Here is a 24,357-nt window from a genome sequence, read left to right on the forward strand (position 1 = left end):
CGGCCCGCGTCGATGCGGGCCGCTTGGTGTTGCCTGCTGCTACTTGCGTGCTGCTACTTGCCCGCCAACGCCAGTGAAGGCGCGAGCGCGCTGTTGGGGTCCTGCCCGTTCCAGGTGCTGACCCACGCGTCGTTCGGCGTCGCCCCCATCACGAAGTCGAGCGTGCCGCCGGCCTTCATCTCGTCGTACGTGATGTACGGCCGATGCAGCGGCGTGCCGTTCAGGCTCACCGACTGAACATAACGATTGACCGACGATGGCGCGCCGCCGCTGGACGTATGCGCGGTCACCTTGAAGCGCCGCGACTTGCCGAACTTCAACGCGCCACCGTCCCCGCCTCCCGATGCGACCGGGATGTCGATCGTCGCTTCCTCGAACAGCGGCGTGCCGAGGTAGAACACGCCGCCCACCGGATTCAGCGAATAGATGCCGAGCGCGGACAGCACATACCACGCGGACAATTGCCCGCAATCGTCATTGCCGGGAATCGCCGAATCGCGCACGCGCCGCGGATCGTTCACCGCGGCCTTCAGGCTGTCGCCGCTCAACAATGCGCGATCGCCGGCCGTCAGCGTCAGCGAGTACATGTCGTCCATCACCGTGCGCACGCGGTCCTGCGTCTTCGACGGCATGCCCGCGACCGCGTACAGATACGGCAGGTGGTTCGCCGGCTCGTTGCCCGCGAAGAATTGCCCGCTGCGCCCGGTCAGGTCCGGAAAGCCCTGGTTGTTGAGGAAGGTCAGCGGGTTGGCCGGATCGAACGTGCGATCGAGCTGCGCGATGAACTGGCTCTTGCCGCCCAGCAGCGCGACGAGGCCGGGGAAGTCATGGAAGATGTTCCACGTATCAACCCACGAATTCGATTCGGAGAAGTCGGTCTTCTCCGCCGCGGTCGGGTCGAAGCCCGCCGTCCAGTTGCCCTGCGCATCCTTCGGCTGCGAGAATTTCCAGCCGTTGTTCAGCACCGGGTTGAACACGTTCCGGTAGTTCTGGCTACGTTGCAGGTAAGGCCGGTAATCGGCCGTGCTCTTGCCGGCCGCCTTGCCGACCGCGGCCGTCGCCCAGTCGTCGAACGAATAGTCCTGTGTCGTCGAAACGGACGCGTTGTCGCCCGCGACCACGTAACCGCCCTGACGATACTGGTCGAAACCGTGCGCGCTCGCGGCCTGCGTGGTCGTCAGCGCGGTCCAGATGTCGTCGATGCCGGCGCTCGTCAGATGCTTCAGGTACGCATCCGCGATCATCGGGATCGACGGGTGGCCGGCCATCGTGAAGGTTTCCGTCTGCGCGAGCGGCCACACCGGCAGCTCACCCTTGCCGTTCTGCCTGAACTGCGTGAGTAGCGACTTCACCCAGCCGTCGACACGCTCGGGCTGCACCAGCGTCATCAGCGGCGATTCGGCACGGAAGGTGTCCCACAGCGAGAACGTCGACGAGTAGTCGAAACCCGGATTGGCATGCTTGCTCGTCGTCGGCGGCGCGCTCGTGCCGTTGTTGATCGAATCCATGCCGACGTAGCTGCCGTCCGCGTTGTTGTAGACCGTCGGCGCGAGCATCGTGCGATACAGCGACGTGTAGAACATCGTCCGCTGGTCGGCGCTGCCGCCCTTGACGTGGATCCGGTCGAGTGCGGCGCTCCACACGCGCTCGGCCGCACCACGCACCTGGTCGAACGACTTCGCGCCGACTTCCGACGCGAGATTGGCCTGCGCGTCCGCGATGCTCGACGGCGAGATGCCGACCTTCACCGTGACCGCGCCGCCGCCATCGTTACCGTCGGCCGCGAACGTCAGGTAAGCCTTGAAGCCGTCGGCGCTGAACGCGACGTTCTTCGTATCGAACGGCTTCGAGAAACGCGCGACGAAATACGTCGGCTTGTTGTTCGCCCAGTTGTTCGTGATCTCCCAGCCGGCGATCGTCTGCGCATCGATCACCTGGATCTTGCCGCTCGCGGTCGAGCCGCCGATCGGGTTGTCGATACTGACGATCATGCTGCGCTTCTGCGCGGCCGCGCTCGGGAAATACGTGTAGCAATGCACGCCCGCGTGCGCTGTGGCCGTCATCTCGGCGACGATCTTCGCGCCCTTGACGTTCCACGGGGTATTGCCGCTGCCGACCGGCGCCATCTTCACGCGGTAATAGCCGGGGCTCGCGGTTTCGTCATCGTGGCTGAACGACGCGTTGTAGGTGATCGACGCATCCGCCGCCACCTTCGCCAGCGTCGCGGTGTCGACCGGCGCGAGCGTCGGCATGAAGCGCACTTCGCCGCCGGAGCCGATGCCGGTGCCCGACAGGTGCGTATGCGTGAAGCCGGTGATGAGCGGATCGTCGTACTGATAGCCCGACGTGCGACCCCAGTTCCATGGCAGCGTGTGCGCGCCGCCGGTCGTGTCCGGCCCCAACTGCACCATCCCGAACGGCACGGTCGCGCCCGGGTACACGTGGCCGTGGCCGCGCACGCCGCTGCTCCAGTCCGCGTTGATGTCGAGGTTCGCAGTGCCGATCATCGGATCGACGCTGCGCAGCACCGAGCGCTTGCCCGCGCCACCGTGCTCGCCCTGATTGCCCTGATTGCCCTGATTGCCCTGATTGCCCTGATTGCCCTGATCGTTCTGATCACCCTGGTCGTTCTGGTTGCCCTGCGCGTTCGACATCTGCGCGAGCACGCTCGCATCCGTCGAAGACTGATCGCCCCCGCAACCCGACAACACGGCAAGGCATCCGATACCCACCACATGACGTAGCTTCATTCGTTCGTCCCACCCTCTCTGTGTCGATCCCGTTCGCAAGGACCGCTCGTTGAACTTCCTCCGTTTCCCGCACGTGCCGAACGTGTTTTCCCGTTCGCGACTTGTTACGTCAACTCAAGGCGCGCCGGCCGCCTGCGGGAACGACGGCATCGCGGATGCGTCGGTGCCCCACGTCGCGGCGCTCGCGTCGGCCGTCATCGAATACGACAACTTTCCGCCCTTCGCGATGTGCTCGAACGGCAGCCATGCGGTCGAGTAAGGCGCGCCGTTCAGCCGCAGCGACTTCACGTAGAACGACGCGGTATCGCCCGAACCCGCCCCCGGCGCAACGATGTGCAGCAGGCGGTAGCTGCCGTCCATCTGCCCGACGCGCACGTCGATCTTCTCGAACTGCGGGCTCGATAGCGCGAGCCCGCTCACGCCCGGCACGACCGGGTACAGGCCGAGCGCGGCCCATACGTACCAGCCCGAAATCGCGCCGAGATCGTCGTTGCCCGGCAGCCCGGCCGCACCGGTGCCGAACTCGTTCGCGAGCGACGCGTGCAGCACGCGCTGCGTATGCGACGGCGCACCGGCCCACGCATAGACCCACGGCACGGCCATCGTCACTTCGTTACCGACGTAGAAGTACGGCTGCACGGTGCCGATGTTCAGGTGCGTGAAAAACGTGTCGAGCCGCTTGACGACCGACGCGGCGCCGCCGGCCTGCGCGACCACGCCGCCGAGATCGTGCGGCACGTACCACGTGTATTGCTCCGAGTTGCCTTCCATGAAGCCGGTGCCGTCGGTGACCCACGCGCCCGCCGATGTCTTCGGCTGGATCGCGCTCTTGTCGAACAGGTTCTGCCAGTTGCCGCTCGACTTCATCAACGTGCCGGCCGTCGCCGTATCGCCGAGCGCCGTCGCGAAGCGCGACACCGCGAAGTCGCGCACCGCATATTCGAGCGTGTTCGAGGCGGTCTGGTTGTCGCCCGAGCCCGACGACGGCACGTAGCCGAGCCGGTCGTAGTCCGCGCGGCTGCCCATCACCGGTGTGCCGGCGCACGCGGCACCCGGTGCCGTGCTGCGCTTCATGATCGACAGCGCGGCCTGCGTGTCGAAGTTCGTCGCGCCGAACGCATGCGCGTTCGCGACGATGATCGAGCCCGCATCACCCGGCATCACGGCCGTCTCGGTATTGAAATACGCCCAGCGCGGGAACGCGCCGCACGCTTTCGCATCGAGCACGAGCGACTGCACGATGTCGCTGGTGCGCACCGGATCGAGCAGCGCCTGCAGCTGGATGAACGAGCGGTCGATGTCCCAGCCGGAGAAATTCGCGTACATCGTGCGGCCGTTCTCGACCTGACGCGTCGGCGCGGCCGATGCACCGTTCGACGCGTAGAAGTCCGGATACTGGCCGTTCACGTCGTTGAACACGTTCGGATGCAGCGATGCGTGATACAGCGCGGTGTAGAACTTCGTCTTGTCGGCGTCGCTGCCGCCCTTCACCTGGATCGCGTTCAGGCGTGCGTTCCATGCATCGCTCGCCGCGCGGCGCACCTTGTCGAAATGCCAGCCCGCGCGGCCGTGCGCTTCGTCGCCCGGATTTTCCGCGTCGAGATTCGCCTTCGCATTCGCCTCGCTGACGAACGAGATGCCGAGCTTCATCATCACGGCCGGGTGCTGCTTGTCGACCGCGAACGTCACGGTGAGCGGGCTGTTCGCGGCCAGCGACGGCTTCACCGCGAACGGCTGGCTGAACTCCGCGTAGTAGTAGAGCGGCACCGCGTGCCCGGCCCAGCAGAAGCCGCTGCCCGCGATCGTGCCGGACAGCGCGCGATCGCCGACCTGCTTCACCGTATCCGCGGTCGTGCCCTGCGAGCGGTTGTTCTGCACCGTCGGATCGATCGCAATGGTCGCCTGCTGGCCCTGCGCGAGTGCCGGATACGTGAAGCGCGCGAAGCCGGTGCGCACCGTCGTCGTCAGCTCGGCCTTGATGCCGTTGCCGAGCGTGACGCCGTAATAGCCGGCCTGCGCGGTTTCGTTCGCGTGGCTGAAGCTGGCCGGCGTGCCGGCGTCGTCGGGCGCGAGCTGCGGCATCACGTTCAGGTAGCCGCCGTTCGCCCAGCAACCGGTGCCGCTCAGGTGCAGCACGCTGAACGCGTTGATTGACGTGTCGCCGTACCAGTAGCCGCCGGAGAAGCCGGAGCCGTCGCCTTTGCGGCTGTCGTACTGGGCGGTGGGCGTCATCGGGCTCCACTGCATCATTCCGAACGGGACCGTCGGCCCCGGGAACGTGCCGCCGCCAAGACCCGAGCCGACCGGGTCGGCCGGCTGATCGGTCGCGTAGTCGGTGCCGATCAGCGGGTTGACGTACTGGACGACGCGAATGTCGGCGTTCTTCTTCGATGCTTCGTTGCCGTTGCTGTTGTCGCTTCCATTGCCGTTGTCGTTGCCGCCGTTGCCGTTATCGTTGCCTTGCGACTGCGCCGCGGCCGACAGATTCGAAGCGCCTGCCGACGGCGAATCGCCATCGCCGCCGCACGAAGCCACGACAACGCACAGGGCCAGCAGCGCCGTTCCCAACCCCCAGTTCCTCGACATCGCCTGTCTCCGTTTCGTTCTTGAATCACGCTATTGATTCGAACTACTGAGCTTTAAATCAGGAATCTTTCCGTGACTTGTCGCGTACGCGGTCAATCGGTCGAAACTGCCTGACGCGTGTATTTATTTCCGTACTCGGGTGCCCGAAAAAGACGCGCCGGCATGTCGAAATGCCGGCACCCGGGAACGGACAATGCGCACAAGCGTGCCCAAATAAACGCGATTTCTCTACCCCGTGTTTTTACGAATTTTTATTTTGTTTATCTAAACAAGAGGCGATCGATTCAGTTTTTTATACGCAATTCGACATTGCGAATGCGATTGGTGATCACGGCTGTTTCGGCAGCTCGACATAATCCTCAAGCTCGCCGGCGATATAAAGCCGCTTGCCGCTACGCGGGTATTCGCAGACATCGTGTTCGAGCCGCTGCCCACCGACGAGCAGCTCCAGCGGCGCATCGCCGGTGTTCTGCACCGTATGCGCTTCGCCGCCGCGCGGAAAGCCGATGAAATCGCCGGGCCCGATTTCACTGACGCGTTCGCCGATCGTGACCGAGCCCGTGCCGGACAGCACGTAGACGAATTCTTCTTCGTACAGGTGACGGTGATACTCGGCCGATTCGTGACCGGGCATCAATGTGAGCAGGTGAATACCGAATTGCGTCAGGCCGGTCAGGTCGCTGAGCTGTCGCTTGAGTCGGACGGCATTGGGATTCAGCGAATGCACCGCGCGCATCGGTTCCATCTTCGCGATATCGGCGGCCTTCAGCAGTTCCCGGGGAAAGGGAGTCGACATTGGGGGTCTCGCAAGCGTGAATGCTTCGGTTGAACGCTGCGCCGGCGCGGCGCGCGCGCCGGCTATTGTCCGACATTTTCAAGCCGGCAGACGTGTCGCCCACACCGCTGTCGCACGCGGCTAGCGCGCGACGCATTCCGCACCGAACACCACCGGCTCGTAATCGGGGAGCTGCGCCTGCACGCTCGCGCCGCGCAGCGCGGTACGCTCAACGCAGCTTGCCTCGATGTCGGCGACGAGCGGCGGCTGACGCCGGCCGCGCTGCACTTCATCGAATGCCTGAAGGTTGCGTCCGCCACCGTGACGGGCACGGACGCCGCATGACGCTCAGCGCACGTGCACGCCGCGCAGCGCCGTCAGCAACGCGACGAGCCGATCGATGTGCGCATCTTCCGTGCGCCACGACGACACGCTGATCCGGAACGCCGGCCGCCCCTGCCACACGGTCGCGCCGAACCACACGTCGCCCGATGCCTGCGCGGCTTCGAGGATCGCCGCGGTTTCGTCGTCGGTGCCGGCGCGCACGAGCACCTGGTTCAGCACGACGCGGTTCAGCACGTCGTAGCCGGCCGCACGCAGCCCGTCCGCGACCCGCGCCGCCTGCGCGCAATGCCGCTCGACCATCGTCGCCACGCCGGCGCGGCCGAGCGCACGCAACGCAGCCCACACGGGAATGCCGCGCGCCCGCCGCGAGAATTCGAGGTTCAGGTTCTTCTGCGCATCCTGTGCGCCGCTCAGGTAGACGGCGTCGCTGTTCATCGCGGTGGCGAGCGCGGCCGCGTCGCGGCAGATCACCATCGCACCGTCGTACGGCGTGTTGAGCCACTTGTGGCCGTCGGTCGTCCAGCTGTCCGCGCCGTCGATGCCGTCCGTCAGCGCACGCTTCGACGATGCGCGCGCCCACAGGCCGAACGCGCCGTCCACGTGCACCCATGCGCCGGCCGCCTTCGCGGGCGGAATCAGCGCCGCGAACGGATCGAATTCGCCGGTGTTCACTTCGCCGGCCTGCACGCAGAGGATCGTCATGTCGTCGAGCGGCGGCAACCGGGCGGGGTCGATGCGGCCGTGCGCGTCGACCGGCGCGACGATGATGCGCTTCATCCCGAAACCGAGCACGCGGAGCGCCTTCTTCACCGTGATGTGCGCGAGCGCGGAGATCACGACCTTCACTTCGGGCGCGCCGATCAGCCCGTCCTCGTCGATATCCCAGCCCTTGCGCGCGAGCAGCGCGCGCCGCGCTGCCACCAGCGCGACGAGCGTGCAGGCGGTCGCGCTCGTGCCGAACCCGACCGCGCTGCCTTCGGGCAACGCGAGCGCATCGACGACCCAGCGCGCAGCCTGGCGTTCGATCGTCGCCGCGACCGGCGAATTCGCGTACGACGACGCGCACTGGTCCCACGCGAGCATCAGGCGCTCGGCCGCCGCCGCCGCCGGGAGCGCCGCGCCGATCACGAAGCCGAAGTAGTTCGGGCCGTTCGACGCCACCGTCGCGGGCGTGCCGCGCTCGTCGAGCAGGCGCAGCACGTCGTCGGCCGGGCGGCCCGCGTCGGGCAGCGGCTCGTCGAATGCGGCGAGGCCGGCCAGCGCGGCCGAGTCGGGAAACACGCGTCGCTCGTTGGTTGCAGCCAGATACGCGTGTGCGCGCCGGTCGGCGTCGGCCAGCAGTGCAAGTTCGTCCATGTCGGTTGCCTCGGGGGGAATCAGAGTTGCGAGAGATCTTGGCCGAGCTGCTGCAGTGCGCCGTCGATCCGCTTGTAGTACGTGAACTTGCCGACGCGGGTCGCCCGCACGAGCCCGGCATCCGCGAGGATGCGCATGTGGCGCGTGGTCGTGGCCGGCGCAATGCCGAGCTTCTCGGTGATGTACGTGCAGCACACGCCGAGCTCGTCGAAGTCGCCGTGCGGCTGCGGCGGGAAATGCTTGCGCGGCTGCTTGAGCCAGCGCATCACGGCCAGACGGCTTTCGTTGGCCAAAGCGCTGATGCGGGTAACGTCGTCCATGGCGTGCGGTTTCGTTTGACGTTTCGAATATTAGCTAAATGACGAAATGTGGGCAATCGGTTTGAAGGACGATTTCAGCGGGTGACGTGGCGCGCGGGGATGCCGCATCGACACACGATGCAATCGCAACGGGATCGCTGCTTCAGCGTTTCGCGACAGCCTGGGCCACCTGCATTACGCCGCAGTCAGCGCCTGCGCCAGCCTGTCGATCAACGCACGCACGCGCCTCGGCTGCGCGGCACGGCCCGGGTACACGATCTGCAAGTCGACGTCGCCTGGCGAGAAGTCGCGCAGGATTTCGACGAGCGCGCCGGACGCCAGATCCTGCTCGACGTCGACCAGCGACTTCAGCGCGACGCCGTGCCCCGCGATGCACCACGCACGCACGAGCGCGCCGTCGTTGGCCACGCGGCGGCCGCGCACCGTCACGCGCTTCGGTTCGCCATCGATGCTGAACGGCCATTCGGCATACAGGTCCGGCCCGAAACGCATCACGATGCAGTCGTGAGAAGCGAGATCGTCCGGATGCGTTGGCGTGCCGTGCGCGGCGAGATACGCGGGCGACGCGCACACCACGCGCCGCCCGCGGCCGAGCGAGCGGCTGCGCAGCGAACTGTCCGCGAGCGTGCCGCGGCGGATCGCGAAATCGAACGCCTGCCCGACGAGATCGACGTAACCGTCGCCGAGATGCAGATCGACCGTCACACCCGGGTGCTCGGCCAGGAACGCATCGACTACAGGCACGACGCGCTCGCGCCCGAGATCGGCCGGTGCGCTCAGCCGCACGGGCCCCGAGAGCGTCTGCACGCCCAGCCGCACACGGCTTTCGAGTTCGTCGGCTTCGGCCAGCAGGCGCCGCGCGCCGTCCACGACCGTGCGGCCCTCGTCGGTCAGGCTGATCGCGCGCGTCGTGCGCGCGAGCAACGCCGCGCCGTAGTGACGCTCGAGCGCGCTCAGCCGCTCGGACACCGTGGCCGGCGACATCCCGAACTCGCGGCCCGCCGCGGCGAGCCCGCCCTTCTCCACGATGCGCAGGAACAGCGCGAGATTGTCCAGCAGCATTGTTCGCTCCTTTCGAAGGATATTTTCGAAGCCTGCCCAATTATCCGAAATATCCGCAAGCGATACAGTGTGCCGACGCCTGGCTTCGCGGCCGCCCCCTCGGCACTTCGATCATCCAAAGGAAACCCGCCATGGAATACCGCACCCTCGGCCGCTCCGGCCTCAAGGTTCCCGTCCTGAGCTTCGGCGCCGGCACGTTCGGCGGCACCGGCCCGCTGTTCAGCGCATGGGGCAACACGGGCGTCGACGAAGCGCGCCGCCTGATCGACATCTGCCTCGAAGCCGGGGTGAACCTGTTCGACACGGCCGACGTGTATTCGGACGGCGAATCCGAGCGCGTACTCGGCGCCGCGATCAAGGGGCGTCGCGACCAGGTGCTGATCTCGACGAAGACGGGCCTGCCGACCGGCGACGGCCCGAACGACGCGGGCACGTCGCGCGCGCGGCTGGTCCGTGCCGTCGACCACGCGCTGCGCCGCCTCGACACCGACTACATCGACCTGCTGCAACTGCACGCGTTCGACGCGGGCACGCCGGTCGAGGAAGTGATGTCGACGCTCGACGATCTCGTGCGCGCGGGCAAGCTGCGCTACATCGGCGTGTCGAATTTCGCGGGGTGGCAGATCATGAAATCGCTGGCGGCGGCGGATCGGCACGGCTGGTCGCGTTACGTCGCGAACCAGGTCTACTACTCGCTCGTCGGCCGCGACTACGAATGGGACCTGATGCCGCTCGGTGCCGACCAGGGCCTCGGCGCACTCGTGTGGAGCCCGCTCGGCTGGGGCCGGCTCACCGGCAAGGTCCGGCGCAACGCGCCGCTGCCCGAAGGCAGCCGCCTGCATGAAACGGCCAGCTACGGGCCGCCGGTCGACGACGAACGCCTGTACGACGTGGTCGATGTGCTCGACGCGATCGCGGAGGAAACCGGCAAGACGGTGCCGCAGATCGCGCTGAACTGGCTGCTGCAACGGCCGACCGTGTCGTCGGTCATCATCGGCGCACGCAACGAGGAACAGTTGCGCCAGAACCTCGGCGCGGCAGGCTGGGCGCTGACCGATGCGCAGGTCGCGAAGCTCGATGCGGCGAGCGCCGTGGAAGCGCCTTATCCGTACTTCCCGTATCGCCGGCAGGCGGGTTTCGCGCGGCTCAATCCGCCGATGCGCGGGTAAGCGGCGGCAGCGGCGACGCGGCTGCGTGCCTGCGTCAGGCCGGCACGCCTGTGTGGCCGAGCCGCACGACCTTGTCGGCGGCGCCGATGACCGAGCGCCGGTGGGTGATCGCGATCACCGTGACGTCGCGGGCGAGCAGCCGCACGTGTTCCATGATGTCGCGTTCCGTTGCTTCATCGAGCGCGGAACTCGCCTCGTCGAGAAACAGGACGGTCGGGTTGCCTTACAGCGCCCGCGCGATCGCGATGCGCTGGCGCTCGCCGCCGGACAGCTTCAGCCCGCGCTCGCCGACCGTCGTGCGGAAGCCGTCCGGCAGGGCGTCGATGAACGCCAGGATCGTGGCCTTCGCGGCGGCTTCCCGCAAGCGCCGCACATCGCGCGGCCGACCGAGCAGGATGTTGTCCTCCAGGCTTTCGTTCAGCAGCACGACGGCGACCGCGCCGTACCAGTCGGCGCGGTCGATGTCCGCGAGATCGACGCCGTCGACGAGAATCCGCCCGCCGGTCGGTTCGATCGACTTCAGCGCCAGCTTGAAGACCGTCGATTTTCCCGCACCCGTTTCACCGACGACGAACGTGATCGCACCGCGCTCGGCGACGAAATCGACATCGGTCACACCGCGACCGTTGCCGTACGCATAGCCGACGCGGTCGAACACCACGCGCCCTTCGCGCGGCATGGCGCCAGCAACGCGCGCCCTTTGAAGGCCGGTCAGCCCCGGGCTCTACCGAACGGCGGATGGCCCTCACATTGACATATCGGTAAATCTCGATATACTCCGCGCCATGGAATTGCTCGACATATTCAAAGCCCTCTCGAACCGCACCCGCCTCGAGATCTTGCAAGGCTTGAAGGATCCCGTGAAAAACTTCCCTCCGCAGGACGAAGGGGACGTTCTCACGGTGGGCGTCTGTGTCAGCAGCATCCAGGAGGGCGTCGGACTGTCGCAGTCGACAGTGTCCGATTACCTTGCCACGCTGCAACGAGCCGGCCTGGTCGAAGTCAGGCGCATCGGTCAGTGGACCTACTACAAGCGCAATGAAGCAGCCATCAGTGCGCTTGCCAAGGCCATTGGCAAAGAGCTGTAATTTTTTATCCCGATATATCGATAATTCCCGATATCCCTTTTTACCGAAACAAGGATTTCCGATGAAAGCGCTCATGCTCAAATCGTTTGGCGGCCCGGAATCGTTCGAACTGTGTGACGTGCCCAAGCCCGTGCCGAACGCGGGACAAGTCCTGGTTCGCGTCCATGCGACGTCCATCAACCCGCTGGACTACCAGGTCCGGCGTGGCGACTATCCCGACCTGGTGCAGCTGCCAGCCATTACCGGGCATGACGTCTCCGGCGTGGTCGAAGCGATCGGGCCGGGTGTGACGGCCTTCTCTCCGGGAGACGAGGTCTGGTACACCCCGCAAATCTTCGACGGGCCGGGCAGTTATGCCGAGTACCACGTTGCCGCCGAAAACATCGTCGGGAAGAAGCCTCCGTCGCTGAGCCATCTCGAGGCGGCAAGCCTGACCCTGGTCGGCGGAACGGCATGGGAAGCACTGGTCGTGCGTGCGGCGCTGCGCGTGGGGGAAAGCATCCTGGTACATGGCGGGGCCGGAGGCGTCGGTCATGTGGCGATCCAGCTCGCCAAAGCCATCGGCGCAAGGGTGCTCACGACCGTGCGCGAAGCCAACGTCGAGTTCGCCCGAAGCTTGGGTGCCGATGGGATCATCGACTACGAAAAGGACGATTACGTCGACGCCGTCATGCGGGCCACGGATGGCCGCGGCGTCGATGTCGTGTTCGACACCATCGGCGGCAACACCTTGTCGCGCAGCCCCGATGCGCTCGCACAGCTTGGCCGCGTCGTCACGATCGTGGACATCGCACAGCCGCAAAACGTCATTCAGGCCTGGGGCAAGAACGCGAGTTATCACTTCGTTTTCACGAGGCAAAACCGCGGCAAGCTGGATGAGTTGAGCGCATTGGTTGCGCGCGGACAGCTGCGGCCACACGTCGGCGCCGTCTATTCGCTTGCCGATATTCCGCTCGCCCATGCCCGGCTGGAAAGTCCCCACCACGGTGTGCGGGGAAAGATCGCGATTGCGGTCGCAGTCGAGCCGCCGGCTCATCCCGAACGCGTTGCCGGGTCTTCATGATTCTGTCGCGCGGATGCTCGACCGTTGGCCGTGGCACCATGAAATGCAGTCGTCATGGGCCTACCCATGGTGCCGCGAACTTCCTATCGTAGAGACCTGCGACGCGCCGGCCGGATCGGCAGCGCGCCCCCTTCTCATCGAAAGGTCCGCCAACATGAATGCCAACGACACCGGATTGACCGTACGCGCGGTCACGGAAAACGACTACGACCAGTGGCTCCCGCTGTGGGACGGCTATAACCGCTTCTACGGCCGCTTCGACGATACTGCCCTGCCGTTGCGCATCACGCAGCTCACGTGGTCGCGCTTCTTCGACGGCTACGAGCCCGTTCATGCTTTCGTCGCGGAACGTGACGGCAAGCTCGTCGGGCTCGTGCATTTCCTGTATCACCGCAGCACGACGCACGCCGGGCCGACCTGCTACCTGCAGGACCTGTTCACGCTCGACAGCAAGCGCGGCAAGGGTGTCGGCCGCGCGCTGATCGAAGCCGTGTACGACACCGCGCGTGCGCATCGCGCCGAACGCGTGTACTGGAACACACACGAGACGAACCACACGGCGATGCGGCTCTACGACACGGTCGCGGTAAAGCCGGGGGCCGTGCTCTACCGGAAGGAGCTGTCGCGCTGAGCTGAGCGGCGAGACGTGCGTAAGCGCCACGGCTCAATCGACCCGCCCGATTGAAGGCCATGATCCCTCCCGGGGACGGCCGCTTCGGCAAACCTGGTAGCCCCGGGGATACAAGATCATCCTTTCGGTCAATTTTGGTGTCCTCGGGGCTACCGATTCAACCCACCGGCCGCGCCTTGATCCACAGAAACAGCGGCACGCGCGCCCACTGCTTCAACTGGTCCGTATCGGCCTGGTCGGGCGGCGGCTCGCGCAACGACACGATCGCGAACCCGGCCGCTTCCAGTGCTTCCATATACGCCTGCAGCGGCAGCGACCAGCCCGCGAAGTGCATCGACAGCCCGTCGCGCGTTTCCACGCCGTCGAAGTGCTCACGCCCGAAATAACTGCCCTTCAGCACGAACGGCGCATCGGGTTGCGGCCCCGCGAAGCCGCCGCGATCGCGAAACGGATGCACGAGCGAGATGAACAGCAGCCCGCCCGGCTTCAACACGCGGCGTGCCTCGTTCAGCGCGCGCTGCATGTCGTCGAGATCCATCAGCACGTTGTACGCCATCACGAGATCGAAGCTGGCCGCGTCGAACGGCAGCGACGCCGCGTCGGCCAGCTCGTAGCGATGCGCGGAATCCGCGTGACGCGCGACGTCGAGCATCGCGGGCACCACGTCGCTCGCGGTCACGTCGTAGCCGAGCGCCTTCAGTTCGCGGCTCACGCGGCCTTCGCCGCAGCCGATCTCCAGCGCGCGGCCGGTATCGCGGCCGATATAGGCCGCGAGCCCGGCGCGGTATTTCCAGAACGCATCGTGGCCGGGCCTGCCGGCCCAGTCGATCCATTGATCGGCGACCTGTATCCAGTGTTCGGTGATGGCTTTCGTGTCGGTCATGCGCGCTCCCGCCCGGTATTCGTCGTTGGCTCAGGATGCGCATGGTAAGCCGAAGCGGCGGAACGCGTGAACGGGTTGCGCCGTGTTGCCGGTTTCCGTTTCCGGCGGCGAAGTCCTACAGTTACAGAAAACAACCTGAGCCGCCGTGCATCGTCCCCTTTAGACGAGTCGCACCCGATTCCGAGGACATCCCATGCCGAGCATCCTGGCCGCGCCCGCCAATCTGCCCCCGAGCCCCGTCGCGGCGGAAACGCGCATGGTGCACGACGTCGCGACGCTGAAGCCGTCCGACTACCGTTCGGCGGACGGCGTGTCGTGGGTCATCTCCACCCTCACGCCGGCCGCGGACAGCGGAACGAACGTGACCGGCACGACCTACTTCGACACCGCGAAAGGCCGGACCGTCCCGGTGCCCGACGCGCGGCGCCGCTATGCGAATCGCGGCATGTGGCAGGTCGTCGCGAGTTCGAGCCCTGCCGTGCCCGCCACCGGCCGCTACGACTGGCTGACGCTCGCATGGCTGCCGATCAACCGGCGGCCGCTGCCGCAAACGCCCGAACACCTGTATTCGCCGTTCATTCGCGGCGGCACGATCGTGTATCGATGGAATCCGGCGGCGGAAGGCGGCGAGCAGTTCGGCAACGTGCGGATGATCTTTCCGGAATGGACGCAGCAGGTGGCCGATGCGTTGCGGTCTGCGCCGGCATCGTCGCCGGACGGCGCCAGTGCGTTGGCCGCACCGTCGGCACTCGATCGCCTGACAGCGGACACGAATCCGATGACCGCCGTGCTCGACTTCGGCGATGCCCTGCGCGATGAACCGGTGGAGCGAATCGTCGCGCGACTGCCGGCGCTGCTGCGCGTGAAGGACCTGCACGAACTGTCGGCGATCGTGTTCCTGTGCCTGTCCGGATCACGCGCCGAAGACCGGCCGCGCCTCGCTGAAGCGATCAACGGATCGATCGCGTCGACCGACGGCCGCGCGCGCCTGCTCGCGATTGCATATGGCGCGTTCGCAGCCGGCCGGGCACGGCCCTATCCGTTCAACGATGCGGGGCAGACGGCGCGTATCAACGACGTGTTCGGCGCGTTGAAGCGGCGAACCGCGGCGCTCGGTGTGCCGGTTGCGGAAGGGTCGCCGTGGTACGAGTTCTTCACGGCGTATCGACTCGGCGGGGCGGCACCAGGCAACAGCCCGTGACGACACGCACATAGCCGGCGCCGCCACGGCGAAAGCCGGCCTCCCTCTTCTGCGCGGAACCGGTCGTCCCGGTGAACCGCGCGCCGTCATCGCTCGCCACACGAGCGGCGCATGTTTTTCATCGGCACCAAACGCCGCGACGAATCGGGATCGAACGGGCGTTTCGGTCTATTCGACCATTTGAACCGGATTGTCCTGTGCTAGATTCCCGCCCGGCCACAGAGCCATCTCAAATAACCCAAACTAAAAAAGACCAAATCATGAAATCTGTATTCCGTCATGCCGCTCTGGCATTGGTGACGATCGGCTTCCTGTCGGGCTGCGCCAGCAGCGTGACACGCGACGCCAGCGATCCGGCGGGGGCCATCGCAACAGTATCGACGCCGAAATTCGGCACGAAGCCCGTTATCGTGAAAGTGACGCTGGACAATGCCGCCCAGGAAGCGTTGAAGGACAACCTGAAGTTCAGCCCCGAGAACCTGAAGGGCAAACTCGAAAGCGCACTGGCCGCACGCAAGCTGCTGGCAACGGCGGATTCGACCGATGCGATGCACCTGAACGTGGAAGTCAACGGCATTCGCGTGCGCTCGAGCTTCTCGGCCGTCATGTTCGGCTTCATGGCGGGCAACGATCATGTCGACGGCACCGTGACGCTCGTCGACGCCGACAATCATCAGATCGACCGCTTCAAGGTGTCGGCTTCGTACGCACTCGGCGGCATCGCCGGCGGCATGGACGATACGCGCCTGAACTGGCTGTACGAGAAGTTCACCGAGAAGACGCTGACGACGCTCGAACCGGCGGCTGACGCGCAACAGGCGAACGCCACGCAGACGAAGACGCAGTAATGCCCGACGCCCGGCCGACCGCGAATGTGCGGCTCGTCGGGCGGCAGCGGTGGCGCGCATCCGCCGGCGGCGATGCAGGTTTCGAGCCCCACGATTTTCATCAAGCCGATGCGCGTTCGAGCATGCCCTTCAGCAACAGGCACGCACCGCCGCCCACCGCACTGACGCACGCGACATAGCCGAAATACAGCTGATAACCGTGCATCCCCGGATACGCGGTCGTCAGCCAGCCGTTCAACAGCGGCAGTAACACGTCCGGCGAATAGCCGAGCAGCGACACGATGCCGATCGCGAGCCCGGTGACGCGCGGCGGCACGTCGCAGCGCTCGAGCACGCTCCAGTACAGGCCGCGCACCGCATAGGTCAGCAGGCCGATCACGATCACCACGCCCGCGAGCAGCGCGAGCTGATTGAACGACGGAAACACGATCAGCGCGACGAACGCGAGCGCCGCGCAGAACAACGCCGCGCCGAGCACGTTCAGCGTGCCGAAGCGATCGCCGACGAAACCGCCGCCGATCCCGCCAATCGGGCGCATCCACAGCTTCAGCGACGCGATGAAGCCGGCCGCGACGATCGACATGCCGACGCCCTTCTGCTGCAGATACGGCGAGATGCTGTAAATCGCCCATGACAGGTGATAGCCGCTAAACACGATCAGCGCGAACCCCCATAGGCTGGGGTTGCGCGCGAGCGTCAGCAGGTCGCCGCCAAGTCATTCCCCCCGCATGCACGACGATAAGAAAATCGGCCGCTCGCGGGGGAGCGGCCGTCAAGGAGAGATCCCTGTTCGGGATACCGGATGGACACCAAGCCAGACCGGCATACGCATTGTTGTCGAACGATCGGTGGCCGACCATCTGACCTGTCTGATTCGCTGCCCGTCCGCATGAAAATCACGCAGTCCTGACGCAACCGCGCACATCGAATCCGCAATACGCCGTTACGTTCGCAATGGGAACCCTCATACGTAACGGCCGGTCGAAACGCCGCACACCCGTCGACAGCTTCATCACCGCGGCGGACAATCCCCTCTCTTGCCCCGCTCGATCACACCCACCCTTTTCCTTTCATGCTGAGCATCGGTCCCTTCTCGATCCGCGTCATCGCGGTAGCCGCCGCCGCGTTGCTGGCGTGGCTCGTCGCGCGTTTCGTCCAGCGCCGCCCGCCTGACGGGCATCACAAGACCGCACCGAGCCTGATCCTCGACGTGCTGCTGCTCGGGCTGCTCGCCGCACGCATCGGTTATGTCGCGCAATGGTGGCGCGACTACGCGAGCGCGCCGCGATCGATCGTCGCGCTCGGCGATGGCGGTTTCGACTGGCGTATCGGCCTCGTGGCCGCGCTGGTGTTTGCCGGCTGGCGCCTGCGCCGCCTGCCCGCGCTGCGTCGCCCGGTCATGGCCGGCATGCTCGCGGGCCTCGCCGCATGGGGCATCGCGCAGGGCACGCTCGCCACGTTGCAGCACAGTGCGCCGCCGCTTGCCGCGTTGCAGCTCGAAGCGCTCGACGCCACGCCGGTGCCGGTGCAACGCTTCGCGGGCAAGCCCGTCGTCGTGAACCTGTGGGCCACATGGTGCCCGCCGTGCCAGCGCGAAATGCCGATCCTCGCGCAAGCGCAGCAGGATCATCCGGGGATGACGGTGCTGATGCTCAATCAGGGTGAAGATGCGCAAGCGGTGCGCGCGTTCCTCGAGCAGAAAGGGCTGCGGTTCGATCACGTGCTGCTCGATCGCACGCTGCACGCGATGCAGGCCTACGGTTCGCGCGGGCTGCCGACGACCCTCTTCTTCGATGCGAAAGGCAATCTCGTCGAATCGCACATGGGGGAGATCACCGCCGCGCGGCTGAAGGACGCCGTGGCGGATCGCTTCGGCCAGTAACGCGCGACGCCGCAATGCGGCCGGCAACGCACGTTCCCCTGTCTGTAAAAATTCATTCTCGAGGCTGGCCCGTTATTAGCGTGAACAGGCCGGGGCATCGCTTCGTCACATCCGCGCCTCGACCACGGCCAGCCGGGCCGGGAGATGTTCCAGCAGCGCATCGACGGCGGCCCGGACTTTCAGCGGAAGATGCAGCGTATATGGCCAGACCGCCTGGATCGGAAAGATCACGCCCGGCCGATCGGGCAGCAGCTCCCGCAACGCGCCGCCGCGCAACGCGTCGCGCACCAGCCAGTACGGCAACCACGCGACACCGAGATCCGCAACGGCCGCATCCATCAGTGCGCTCAGGTCGTCGGACAGCAGGCGAACGGCCGGCTGCAATTCCACGCGCTGGCCATCGACGATGACGGGCCAGCGATGCACCTGGCCGAAACGCGTATAGGCCAGCGCCCTGTGCCGCTCGAGTTCCTCATAGGTCGCGGGCTCACCACAGCGGCTCAGGTACGCTGGCGATGCGCAGAACGCCATCCGGTGCTCACCCAGCGGACGCGCCACCAGGCCGCTGCTGTTCGGCAACGTGCCGACGCGAACCGCCAGGTCGAAACGCTCTTCGACCAGGTCGACGGATCGATCGCTGAACGACAGGTCGAGATCGAGCTCGGGATGCACCTTCGCCAGTTCGATCAGGATCGGCGCCACGCAAAGGTGACCGAAGAGCGTCGGCATCGACACGCGCAGGCGCCCCTTCATGTGCCATTTGCCGGTTTCCAGCAGCGCCTCGCCCGCCTGGATCTGCTCCATCGCACGCAGGCAATGGTCGTAGAACAATGCGCCTTCGTCGGTCAGGCTCTGACTGCGCGTCGTCCGCTGAAACAGCACGACGCCCAGCCGCTCCTCGAGGCGCGCGATGCTCTTGCCGACCGCGGAACGCGTGATGTGCAGCTTGTCGGCGGCCTGCGCGAAGCTGCTCGCTTCCGCCGCGGCGACAAAGACGTCGATGCCCTTCAGGTTGCTTCGCATACGATTGGGGATAAATACGCTACACAGTGCGTCGATCTTATCGCTTTTGGCGATAAAAAGTGGATGCTAGGATCGATTCCAGTCTTCACAATCGCAACGGAGCACCCCGCATGGCCCGGATCCTCGTCCTCAAATCCAGCATCAACGGCAGTCAGTCGCAAACCGGCGCGCTGATCGATACGTTCCTGGCCGAGCGCCAGGCCAACGGCCATGCCGACGACGTGATCGTGCGCAATCTCGTCGACACCGACCTGCCGATGCTCGACAGCGAACTGTTTCACGCGCTGCGCGGCGCAGCCAACCCGAGCGAGCGCGCACAACGCGCCATCGTGTTGTCCGACGAACTGATTGCCGAGCTCAAGGGCAGCGACCTGCTGCTGATCGGCGCGCCGATGTACAACCTGAACGTGCCGACCCAGTTGAAGAACTGGTTCGACCTCGTTGCGCGCGCACGCGTGACGTTCCGGTACACGGAGACCTACCCGGTGGGCCTCGTCGACGGCATCAGCGCGATCGTGTTCAGCTCTCGAGGCGGCATGCACGTCGGCCAGGAAACGGATGCGGTCACGCCGTACCTGCGTGCCGTGCTCGGCCTGATGGGCATCACCGACGTGGAATTCGTCTACGCGGAAGGGCTCGACATGAAGCCGCACGGCTTCGAGGCGGGACTCGCGAACGCACGCTTGCAGATGGACGCACTGCACGGATGAGTCGTGCCCGGCGTGGCGGAAAGCACGGCGGCGTTCCCGCGCACGTTCGGGCGGCACCTGCACGACACCAATGGCATCCTCGTGCGTCGTGTGGCCGGCGAATCGGAGCATTCGACCGACACGCTTTCTGACATATCGGCAGTAAAGTGGCGACGCGGCCCGCCGGCGCAATCGCCGGGGAATCGTTTCGCAGCAAGCATGCAAGACATCGGCGCGACCGTTCGTACCGACAACGACGCTCCGGACCATCACCTGACAGCGACCGATCTCGGCTAGAGTGATTGCACGTTTTCGCGTGGAATGTCATGTCATTTCGTCATGCAAAACATATGACGGGATGCCGATCGAAATCCGTTGCGTAAACGAGCGCGGCCCGCGGGTGCACTCACACCTGCGGGCCGCTGACCACAACCCACTCTGTACAGGAGTCAGTCATGGCTGACGCGAATCATAACGCACCGGTTCGTCTTCCTGATCGTTTCGTGCCCCCTCGAACGTCTTTTCACACTCGCCGCGTCGTTCCGCACCTCAGACTCACCGACACGGCACCGCCGGCCCTCCATCTGTGGATGAAGCTGTCCGGCCGCTGGATCGACGCAGCGGGCTTCGAACCCGAGCAACGCTTGCAGGTCGAGGTGACGCACAAGCGGCTGGTGATCACGCCGATCGAAGACGGGCACTGCGACGATTCCGGAAAGGATGTCGATCGCGCAACAGCGCAGCCGCGGCCGCGGCCGCGGCCGAAGTTTTCGGTGATCACGGGAGACGCGCAATGAATCGCAACGACTCGCGCCAACGTGCCGACACCTCGCCGGCCGACTTCGACCTCGATGACGCGGGAGCGCTGTCGGCCAAGTCCGCGCTCGTACTGAAGGTCAACGCACTGATCGTCTCGCGCGGCCTGAGCGAAGACGAGGCGGCGGCCCTCGCAGAGATGGCCCGGCCGGTCGTCACGCCCGAGCAACGCGAAAGGCTCCGGAACGTTTCGCTGGAATTGCTGATGCAGACGCTGGCGTCGTTGGGCCAGCATGTGGAAATCGTGGTCCGGCCTGCGGGGCCACCGCATTCGGCAGGCATCGCGGTTTCAGTCTGACGGCCGGCGGAATGAACGAAAGGTCGTGTGTGTGGCGGCCGGGCCCGGCCGCCGCCGGATGCCCGTCACCGGCGAGCGGGAGCGCCGTGCCGGCTCGCAGCAGGCATCCTCGACACACCGGCAACGTACTAAGCGCCCCGGTTTCGACGATGCCCCGGACCTGACGGTCAGGGCCGCGACAACACCATCACACGCCCCGACACGCGCTGCAGCTTCAGCCACCCCGTATCGGCCGTAAACTGAAGCTGCTGCAACGGAAAGTCGAACTCCGCGCGCTGCGCGGCGCTGATCACCGCATCGGCGATCCAGCGGATCAGCTCCTTGCCTTCGTCGGTCGTCTCGTGGCCGTTCTGGACACCATAGAAATAGCGGTTCCCGGCGTTGACCTCGTTCTGAACCTGCATCCAGTGCCCCGGCAGGCCCCGCTGCGTCCTGAACAGGTCGGCCACCCGCTGCGTCGTCAATCCGCGCGCCCACAATGCGCCGTTCACGGCGGGGCGCGCCAGGTTGTGGCGGTCGGCTTCCTGGGCCTGCTCCTTGATGTCGCCTTTCAGGGAATCGGGTTTCGTCATGACGCTTTCCTCGCGATGGGCCCGTCAACGGGCCGGTTGAATGGACAAGGACCACGGAGAGCAGCCGGCATGAAGTGCGGATCTGCGCGACCCCGGCGTCCGTGGCCACCACGAACGACAGGCCGGCGACATGCGCCGGCCCGGCTCACGATATCGGCCGCAGGCGGGTCGTCCCGCCTGCGCCGGGTGAAAGATACGCCCATTGCAGGAATTCTTCGCCTGTCAGGTATATCAGGCTTCAATATCGGGCGTCTGTCCCCATCACGCTTTCTTCTTCCCCTTCAGCACGAACGCCGCCGCAGTACATCCCGCCATCGCGACACCCGCGATCAGGAACGTATCGCTGTACGCCATCAACAACGCCTCGCGCATCACGCGCTGGTTCACGAGCGCGAGTGCCAGTTCGTGCACGCCACCGGTCGCCGAACCCGGCAACGCATCGGCACGCGGTACATGCACGCGCGACAGCAGCCGCACGAGCGTCGCCATGCGCTCCTGGAACGCCTCGGAAAACGGCGAAACGGCCTCGCCGATCTGCATCGCGTGAAGCTTCTGCCGCTCGACGACGATCTGGCTCGCCACCGCGATGCCGATCGCACCGCCCACGTTGCGCACCATGTTGAACACGCCGGACGCCGAACCGAGCTGCGCCTTCTCGATCCCGTCGACGGCCATCACCGACAGCGCGATCACGACGAGCGACTGCCCGATCCCGCGCACGACGAGCGACGGCACGATCACGTTCGCCGCCGCATCGGCGCTCAGGTGGATGTTCATCAGGCAGCCGGCCGCGACGAGCGCGAAGCCGAGCACGATCGTCGTGCGCGGGCTCGTGCGGCGCATCAGCGGCGGCGTCAGGAACGACATCACGAACTGCACGAGCCCGTACGGGATCATCGCGAGGCCGATGTCGCGCGCGCTGTAGCCGTGCAGTTCGGCGAAGTAGTTCGGCACGAGGAACACGACGCCGAACACCACCGCGCCGAACAGGAACTGCATCAGGCTCGCGATCCCGAAGTTGTAGCGGCCGAGCAGCCGCAGGTTGATGAACGGCTCCTTGCGCCGCAGCTCGATCGCGACGAACGCGACGAGCCCCGCCACCGCGACGATCGACAGCTCGACGATCAGGCCGGACGCGAACCAGTCCTTGCGCCCGCCCTCCTCCAGCACGATCTGCAGCGCGCTCAAGCCGATCGCCATCGTCGCGATCCCGAACCAGTCGGCCTGGCGCAGCTTCGACAACTGCACGGGCACCGGGCGGATCGCCCACGCGATCGCGGCGATCAGCGCGATCGCGGGCGGAATCTGCAGATAGAAGATCCAGCGCCATGAATACATGTCGGTGAGCCAGCCGCCGAGCGACGGCCCCGCCGCCTGCGCGACGTTGTTCGCGACCGCGAACAGCGCCATGCCGAACGGATGCTTCGACGGCGGCAGCTCGGTGACGATCAACTGGAACGACAGTGGAATCAGCACGCCGCCGAACGCGCCCTGCAGCGCGCGCGCGACGATCATCGACGAAATGGTCGGCGCGACCGAGCACGCGATCGAGAATGCGAGGAAACCGCACGCGCCGACGAGCAGCACGCGGCGCGCGGAGAACACCTGCACGAGCCAGCCGGTGAGCGGAATCACGACGATCTCTGCCACGAGGTACGCGGTCGAGATCCACGAGCCTTCCTCGAAGCTCGCGCCCAGCGACCCGCGGATGTCGGGCAGCGACGCGTTCGTCACGTGCACGTTCATCCCCGCCATGAAGCAGCCGAACACGCCGCCGAGCACCGCGACCCACGCGCGCAGCGAGACGGTTTCGTCATGCGCGGCCGGCGCAGCCGGTGATGCCGCGGCCGTCACGATCCGGCTCCCGGTGTGCCGCGCGTATCGACGCGCGCGATCACCGACATGCCGGGCCGCAGCACGAGGCCCGACGGCGGCGCATCGAGGCGGATCTTCACGGGCACGCGCTGCACGATCTTCGTGAAGTTGCCGGTCGCGTTGTCAGGCGGCAGCAGCGCGAATTCGGCGCCCGAGCCCGGGGCGAGCCCGAGCACGCGGCCGTGCAGCGTGCGGCCCGAGTAGGTATCGACGTCGATCTCGACCGGCTGCCCGTCGCGCATCGCGCCGAGCTGCGTCTCCTTGAAGTTCGCGACGACGTACACGTCGCGCAGCGGCACGACCGCGAGCAACGGCATCCCGACCTCGACGTACTGGCCCGCGCGCACCGCCCGCTGGCCGATCGTGCCGTCGCGTGTCGCGCGGATCACCGTGTGCTCGAGATCGAGCTGCGCCAGCGCAAGCTTCGCGCGGGATGCCGCGAGCCGCGCACGTGCCTGCTCGATCGCCGCCGTGCTCTGCGCGCGGCGCCGGCGCAACACCGTCTGCTGGTCGTCCTGCGCATGCACGGCCGCGCCGGCGCGGGCCAGTTCCGCGCGCGCCTTCAGTGCATCGGCATGCGCCTGTTCCCAGCGCTGCCCGCTGGCGGCCGATTCGGCGAGCAACTGCTTGTAGCGCGCCGCATCCGCGTCGCGTCGTGTCGCCTCGGCACGCGCGGCGGCCGCATCGGCCTGCGCCTGCTCGATCACGCTGCGTTGCTGGCCGACCTGCGCATCGAGCGTCGCGGCCGCGGCTTCCTCGGCCTGCAGCGTCGCGTCGGCCGCGGCGACGGCCGCCTGCGCATCGTCGAACTTCGCGCGATAGTCGCGATCGTCGAGCATGACGAGTACGTCGCCGCGCTTCACCGGCTGGTTGTCGTCGACGGCCACGCTTGCGACATAGCCGGCCACGCGCGGGCTGACGGTCACGATGTCGGCGCGCACGTACGCATCGTCGGTGTGCTCGATGAAGCGGCCGACCGTCCACCAGCGCCAGCCGAACCCGGCAAGCACGATGACGGTGATGAAGGCGCCGGCGGCGATCCAGTGGCGCCGCGCGGAACGGGCGGATTTCTCGGGTACGGCTGTGGTGCTCATGATCGGAATCGGAATGGTTGAGAGTGCGTGC

The 24,357-nt window shown here is 66.3% G+C and carries 25 protein-coding genes; 11 read left to right on the plus strand and 14 right to left on the minus strand.

Annotation, left to right across the window (positions count from 1 at the left end):
* Positions 1-53 precede the first annotated feature (53 nt).
* The 7 genes from HAV18_RS10710 to HAV18_RS10740 form a co-directional block, all read right to left on the minus strand.
* Entirely contained in the window at positions 54-2,750 is a 2,697-nt protein-coding gene (locus tag HAV18_RS10710) for a GH92 family glycosyl hydrolase (RefSeq protein WP_166955380.1), read from the minus strand.
* 114 nt (positions 2,751-2,864) lie between these two features.
* A complete protein-coding gene (locus tag HAV18_RS10715) occupies positions 2,865-5,336 on the minus strand; it encodes a GH92 family glycosyl hydrolase (protein WP_166955382.1) in 2,472 nt (823 codons plus the stop codon).
* A gap of 328 nt (positions 5,337-5,664) precedes the next feature.
* Positions 5,665-6,132 (minus strand): cupin domain-containing protein, encoded by a 468-nt coding sequence (locus HAV18_RS10720; RefSeq protein WP_166955384.1) that lies wholly within the window; start codon positions 6,130-6,132, stop codon positions 5,665-5,667.
* Between the two features lie 120 nt (positions 6,133-6,252).
* Entirely contained in the window at positions 6,253-6,399 is a 147-nt protein-coding gene (locus tag HAV18_RS10725) for a hypothetical protein (RefSeq protein WP_166954202.1), read from the minus strand.
* Positions 6,400-6,459: 60 nt separating this feature from the next.
* Positions 6,460-7,812, minus strand: coding sequence for a pyridoxal-dependent decarboxylase (locus tag HAV18_RS10730; protein WP_166955386.1), 1,353 nt, complete (start codon positions 7,810-7,812; stop codon positions 6,460-6,462).
* 20 nt (positions 7,813-7,832) lie between these two features.
* Positions 7,833-8,132, minus strand: coding sequence for a helix-turn-helix transcriptional regulator (locus tag HAV18_RS10735; protein WP_021160594.1), 300 nt, complete (start codon positions 8,130-8,132; stop codon positions 7,833-7,835).
* A gap of 174 nt (positions 8,133-8,306) precedes the next feature.
* Complete coding sequence (locus tag HAV18_RS10740; RefSeq protein WP_166955388.1) at positions 8,307-9,194, minus strand: LysR family transcriptional regulator; 888 nt, start codon at positions 9,192-9,194, stop codon at positions 8,307-8,309.
* A 131-nt stretch (positions 9,195-9,325) separates the two neighbouring features.
* On the opposite strand from HAV18_RS10740, the gene HAV18_RS10745 reads away from it, so the two are divergent.
* The gene (locus tag HAV18_RS10745) at positions 9,326-10,363 is read left to right on the plus strand and encodes an aldo/keto reductase (RefSeq protein ID WP_166955390.1); all 1,038 of its coding nucleotides are present in this window, start codon (positions 9,326-9,328) and stop codon (positions 10,361-10,363) included.
* 223 nt (positions 10,364-10,586) lie between these two features.
* Here HAV18_RS10745 and HAV18_RS10750 read toward each other — a convergent pair whose 3' ends face one another.
* A complete protein-coding gene (locus HAV18_RS10750; RefSeq protein WP_243771599.1) occupies positions 10,587-11,042 on the minus strand; it encodes an ATP-binding cassette domain-containing protein in 456 nt (151 codons plus the stop codon).
* A 106-nt stretch (positions 11,043-11,148) separates the two neighbouring features.
* On the opposite strand from HAV18_RS10750, the gene HAV18_RS10755 reads away from it, so the two are divergent.
* From HAV18_RS10755 to HAV18_RS10765, 3 genes are all read left to right on the plus strand, one after another.
* The gene (locus HAV18_RS10755) at positions 11,149-11,451 is read left to right on the plus strand and encodes a helix-turn-helix transcriptional regulator (RefSeq protein ID WP_048021417.1); all 303 of its coding nucleotides are present in this window, start codon (positions 11,149-11,151) and stop codon (positions 11,449-11,451) included.
* Between the two features lie 61 nt (positions 11,452-11,512).
* On the plus strand, positions 11,513-12,514 hold the full coding sequence (locus tag HAV18_RS10760) for a zinc-dependent alcohol dehydrogenase family protein (protein WP_166955392.1): 1,002 nt from the start codon (positions 11,513-11,515) through the stop codon (positions 12,512-12,514).
* A gap of 154 nt (positions 12,515-12,668) precedes the next feature.
* Complete coding sequence (locus HAV18_RS10765) at positions 12,669-13,145, plus strand: GNAT family N-acetyltransferase (RefSeq protein WP_166955394.1); 477 nt, start codon at positions 12,669-12,671, stop codon at positions 13,143-13,145.
* A 157-nt stretch (positions 13,146-13,302) separates the two neighbouring features.
* Here the strand turns inward: HAV18_RS10765 and HAV18_RS10770 are convergent, their stop codons facing one another.
* On the minus strand, positions 13,303-14,028 hold the full coding sequence (locus tag HAV18_RS10770; RefSeq protein ID WP_166955396.1) for a class I SAM-dependent methyltransferase: 726 nt from the start codon (positions 14,026-14,028) through the stop codon (positions 13,303-13,305).
* Positions 14,029-14,221: 193 nt separating this feature from the next.
* On the opposite strand from HAV18_RS10770, the gene HAV18_RS10775 reads away from it, so the two are divergent.
* On the plus strand, positions 14,222-15,229 hold the full coding sequence (locus HAV18_RS10775; RefSeq protein ID WP_166955398.1) for a hypothetical protein: 1,008 nt from the start codon (positions 14,222-14,224) through the stop codon (positions 15,227-15,229).
* A 260-nt stretch (positions 15,230-15,489) separates the two neighbouring features.
* Complete coding sequence (locus HAV18_RS10780) at positions 15,490-16,077, plus strand: DUF4410 domain-containing protein (RefSeq protein WP_166955400.1); 588 nt, start codon at positions 15,490-15,492, stop codon at positions 16,075-16,077.
* A 100-nt stretch (positions 16,078-16,177) separates the two neighbouring features.
* On the opposite strand, the gene HAV18_RS10785 is transcribed toward HAV18_RS10780, so the two are convergent.
* Positions 16,178-16,732, minus strand: a complete 555-nt coding sequence (locus tag HAV18_RS10785; protein ID WP_166955402.1) for an MFS transporter — start codon at positions 16,730-16,732, stop codon at positions 16,178-16,180.
* A gap of 417 nt (positions 16,733-17,149) precedes the next feature.
* On the opposite strand from HAV18_RS10785, the gene HAV18_RS10790 reads away from it, so the two are divergent.
* Positions 17,150-17,959, plus strand: coding sequence for a TlpA disulfide reductase family protein (locus HAV18_RS10790; protein WP_166955404.1), 810 nt, complete (start codon positions 17,150-17,152; stop codon positions 17,957-17,959).
* Positions 17,960-18,064: 105 nt separating this feature from the next.
* On the opposite strand, the gene HAV18_RS10795 is transcribed toward HAV18_RS10790, so the two are convergent.
* Positions 18,065-18,982, minus strand: a complete 918-nt coding sequence (locus tag HAV18_RS10795) for a LysR substrate-binding domain-containing protein (RefSeq protein WP_166955406.1) — start codon at positions 18,980-18,982, stop codon at positions 18,065-18,067.
* Positions 18,983-19,092: 110 nt separating this feature from the next.
* Between HAV18_RS10795 and HAV18_RS10800 the strand changes: the two genes are divergently transcribed.
* From HAV18_RS10800 to HAV18_RS10815, 4 genes are all read left to right on the plus strand, one after another.
* Complete coding sequence (locus tag HAV18_RS10800) at positions 19,093-19,692, plus strand: NAD(P)H-dependent oxidoreductase (protein ID WP_166955408.1); 600 nt, start codon at positions 19,093-19,095, stop codon at positions 19,690-19,692.
* 3 nt (positions 19,693-19,695) lie between these two features.
* Positions 19,696-19,968: a hypothetical protein gene (locus tag HAV18_RS10805; RefSeq protein WP_166955410.1), complete on the plus strand. Its 273-nt coding sequence runs from the start codon at positions 19,696-19,698 to the stop codon at positions 19,966-19,968.
* Positions 19,969-20,126: 158 nt separating this feature from the next.
* Entirely contained in the window at positions 20,127-20,468 is a 342-nt protein-coding gene (locus HAV18_RS10810; RefSeq protein ID WP_166955412.1) for a SymE family type I addiction module toxin, read from the plus strand.
* A complete protein-coding gene (locus tag HAV18_RS10815; RefSeq protein ID WP_166955414.1) occupies positions 20,465-20,785 on the plus strand; it encodes a helix-turn-helix domain-containing protein in 321 nt (106 codons plus the stop codon). The genes HAV18_RS10810 and HAV18_RS10815 overlap by 4 nt, the downstream gene beginning before the upstream one ends.
* 167 nt (positions 20,786-20,952) lie before the next feature.
* Here the strand turns inward: HAV18_RS10815 and HAV18_RS10820 are convergent, their stop codons facing one another.
* The 3 genes from HAV18_RS10820 to HAV18_RS10830 all read right to left on the minus strand — a co-directional run bounded on the left by HAV18_RS10820 (position 20,953) and on the right by HAV18_RS10830 (position 24,326).
* On the minus strand, positions 20,953-21,357 hold the full coding sequence (locus HAV18_RS10820; RefSeq protein WP_166955416.1) for a peptide ABC transporter ATPase: 405 nt from the start codon (positions 21,355-21,357) through the stop codon (positions 20,953-20,955).
* Positions 21,358-21,618: 261 nt separating this feature from the next.
* Positions 21,619-23,211, minus strand: coding sequence for a DHA2 family efflux MFS transporter permease subunit (locus HAV18_RS10825; protein ID WP_166955418.1), 1,593 nt, complete (start codon positions 23,209-23,211; stop codon positions 21,619-21,621).
* Complete coding sequence (locus HAV18_RS10830) at positions 23,208-24,326, minus strand: HlyD family secretion protein (protein WP_166955420.1); 1,119 nt, start codon at positions 24,324-24,326, stop codon at positions 23,208-23,210. The genes HAV18_RS10825 and HAV18_RS10830 overlap by 4 nt, the downstream gene beginning before the upstream one ends.
* Between the last annotated feature and the right edge of the window lie 31 nt (positions 24,327-24,357).

This window comes from Burkholderia sp. D-99 (genome assembly GCF_011605345.1).
GTDB lineage: Bacteria > Pseudomonadota > Gammaproteobacteria > Burkholderiales > Burkholderiaceae > Burkholderia.

What these genes read in the sequence shown, in the direction of transcription:
- HAV18_RS10710 (WP_166955380.1), bottom strand. Translation starts at nt 2,750, where the DNA reads ATGAAGCTACGTCATGTGGTGGGTATCGGATGCCTTGCCGTGTTGTCG.
- HAV18_RS10715 (WP_166955382.1), bottom strand. Translation starts at nt 5,336, where the DNA reads ATGTCGAGGAACTGGGGGTTGGGAACGGCGCTGCTGGCCCTGTGCGTT.
- HAV18_RS10720 (WP_166955384.1), bottom strand. Translation starts at nt 6,132, where the DNA reads ATGTCGACTCCCTTTCCCCGGGAACTGCTGAAGGCCGCCGATATCGCG.
- HAV18_RS10730 (WP_166955386.1), bottom strand. Translation starts at nt 7,812, where the DNA reads ATGGACGAACTTGCACTGCTGGCCGACGCCGACCGGCGCGCACACGCG.
- HAV18_RS10735 (WP_021160594.1), bottom strand. Translation starts at nt 8,132, where the DNA reads ATGGACGACGTTACCCGCATCAGCGCTTTGGCCAACGAAAGCCGTCTG.
- HAV18_RS10740 (WP_166955388.1), bottom strand. Translation starts at nt 9,194, where the DNA reads ATGCTGCTGGACAATCTCGCGCTGTTCCTGCGCATCGTGGAGAAGGGC.
- HAV18_RS10745 (WP_166955390.1), top strand. Translation starts at nt 9,326, where the DNA reads ATGGAATACCGCACCCTCGGCCGCTCCGGCCTCAAGGTTCCCGTCCTG.
- HAV18_RS10750 (WP_243771599.1), bottom strand. Translation starts at nt 11,042, where the DNA reads ATGCCGCGCGAAGGGCGCGTGGTGTTCGACCGCGTCGGCTATGCGTAC.
- HAV18_RS10755 (WP_048021417.1), top strand. Translation starts at nt 11,149, where the DNA reads ATGGAATTGCTCGACATATTCAAAGCCCTCTCGAACCGCACCCGCCTC.
- HAV18_RS10760 (WP_166955392.1), top strand. Translation starts at nt 11,513, where the DNA reads ATGAAAGCGCTCATGCTCAAATCGTTTGGCGGCCCGGAATCGTTCGAA.
- HAV18_RS10765 (WP_166955394.1), top strand. Translation starts at nt 12,669, where the DNA reads ATGAATGCCAACGACACCGGATTGACCGTACGCGCGGTCACGGAAAAC.
- HAV18_RS10770 (WP_166955396.1), bottom strand. Translation starts at nt 14,028, where the DNA reads ATGACCGACACGAAAGCCATCACCGAACACTGGATACAGGTCGCCGAT.
- HAV18_RS10775 (WP_166955398.1), top strand. Translation starts at nt 14,222, where the DNA reads ATGCCGAGCATCCTGGCCGCGCCCGCCAATCTGCCCCCGAGCCCCGTC.
- HAV18_RS10780 (WP_166955400.1), top strand. Translation starts at nt 15,490, where the DNA reads ATGAAATCTGTATTCCGTCATGCCGCTCTGGCATTGGTGACGATCGGC.
- HAV18_RS10790 (WP_166955404.1), top strand. Translation starts at nt 17,150, where the DNA reads ATGCTGAGCATCGGTCCCTTCTCGATCCGCGTCATCGCGGTAGCCGCC.
- HAV18_RS10795 (WP_166955406.1), bottom strand. Translation starts at nt 18,982, where the DNA reads ATGCGAAGCAACCTGAAGGGCATCGACGTCTTTGTCGCCGCGGCGGAA.
- HAV18_RS10800 (WP_166955408.1), top strand. Translation starts at nt 19,093, where the DNA reads ATGGCCCGGATCCTCGTCCTCAAATCCAGCATCAACGGCAGTCAGTCG.
- HAV18_RS10810 (WP_166955412.1), top strand. Translation starts at nt 20,127, where the DNA reads ATGGCTGACGCGAATCATAACGCACCGGTTCGTCTTCCTGATCGTTTC.
- HAV18_RS10815 (WP_166955414.1), top strand. Translation starts at nt 20,465, where the DNA reads ATGAATCGCAACGACTCGCGCCAACGTGCCGACACCTCGCCGGCCGAC.
- HAV18_RS10820 (WP_166955416.1), bottom strand. Translation starts at nt 21,357, where the DNA reads ATGACGAAACCCGATTCCCTGAAAGGCGACATCAAGGAGCAGGCCCAG.
- HAV18_RS10830 (WP_166955420.1), bottom strand. Translation starts at nt 24,326, where the DNA reads ATGAGCACCACAGCCGTACCCGAGAAATCCGCCCGTTCCGCGCGGCGC.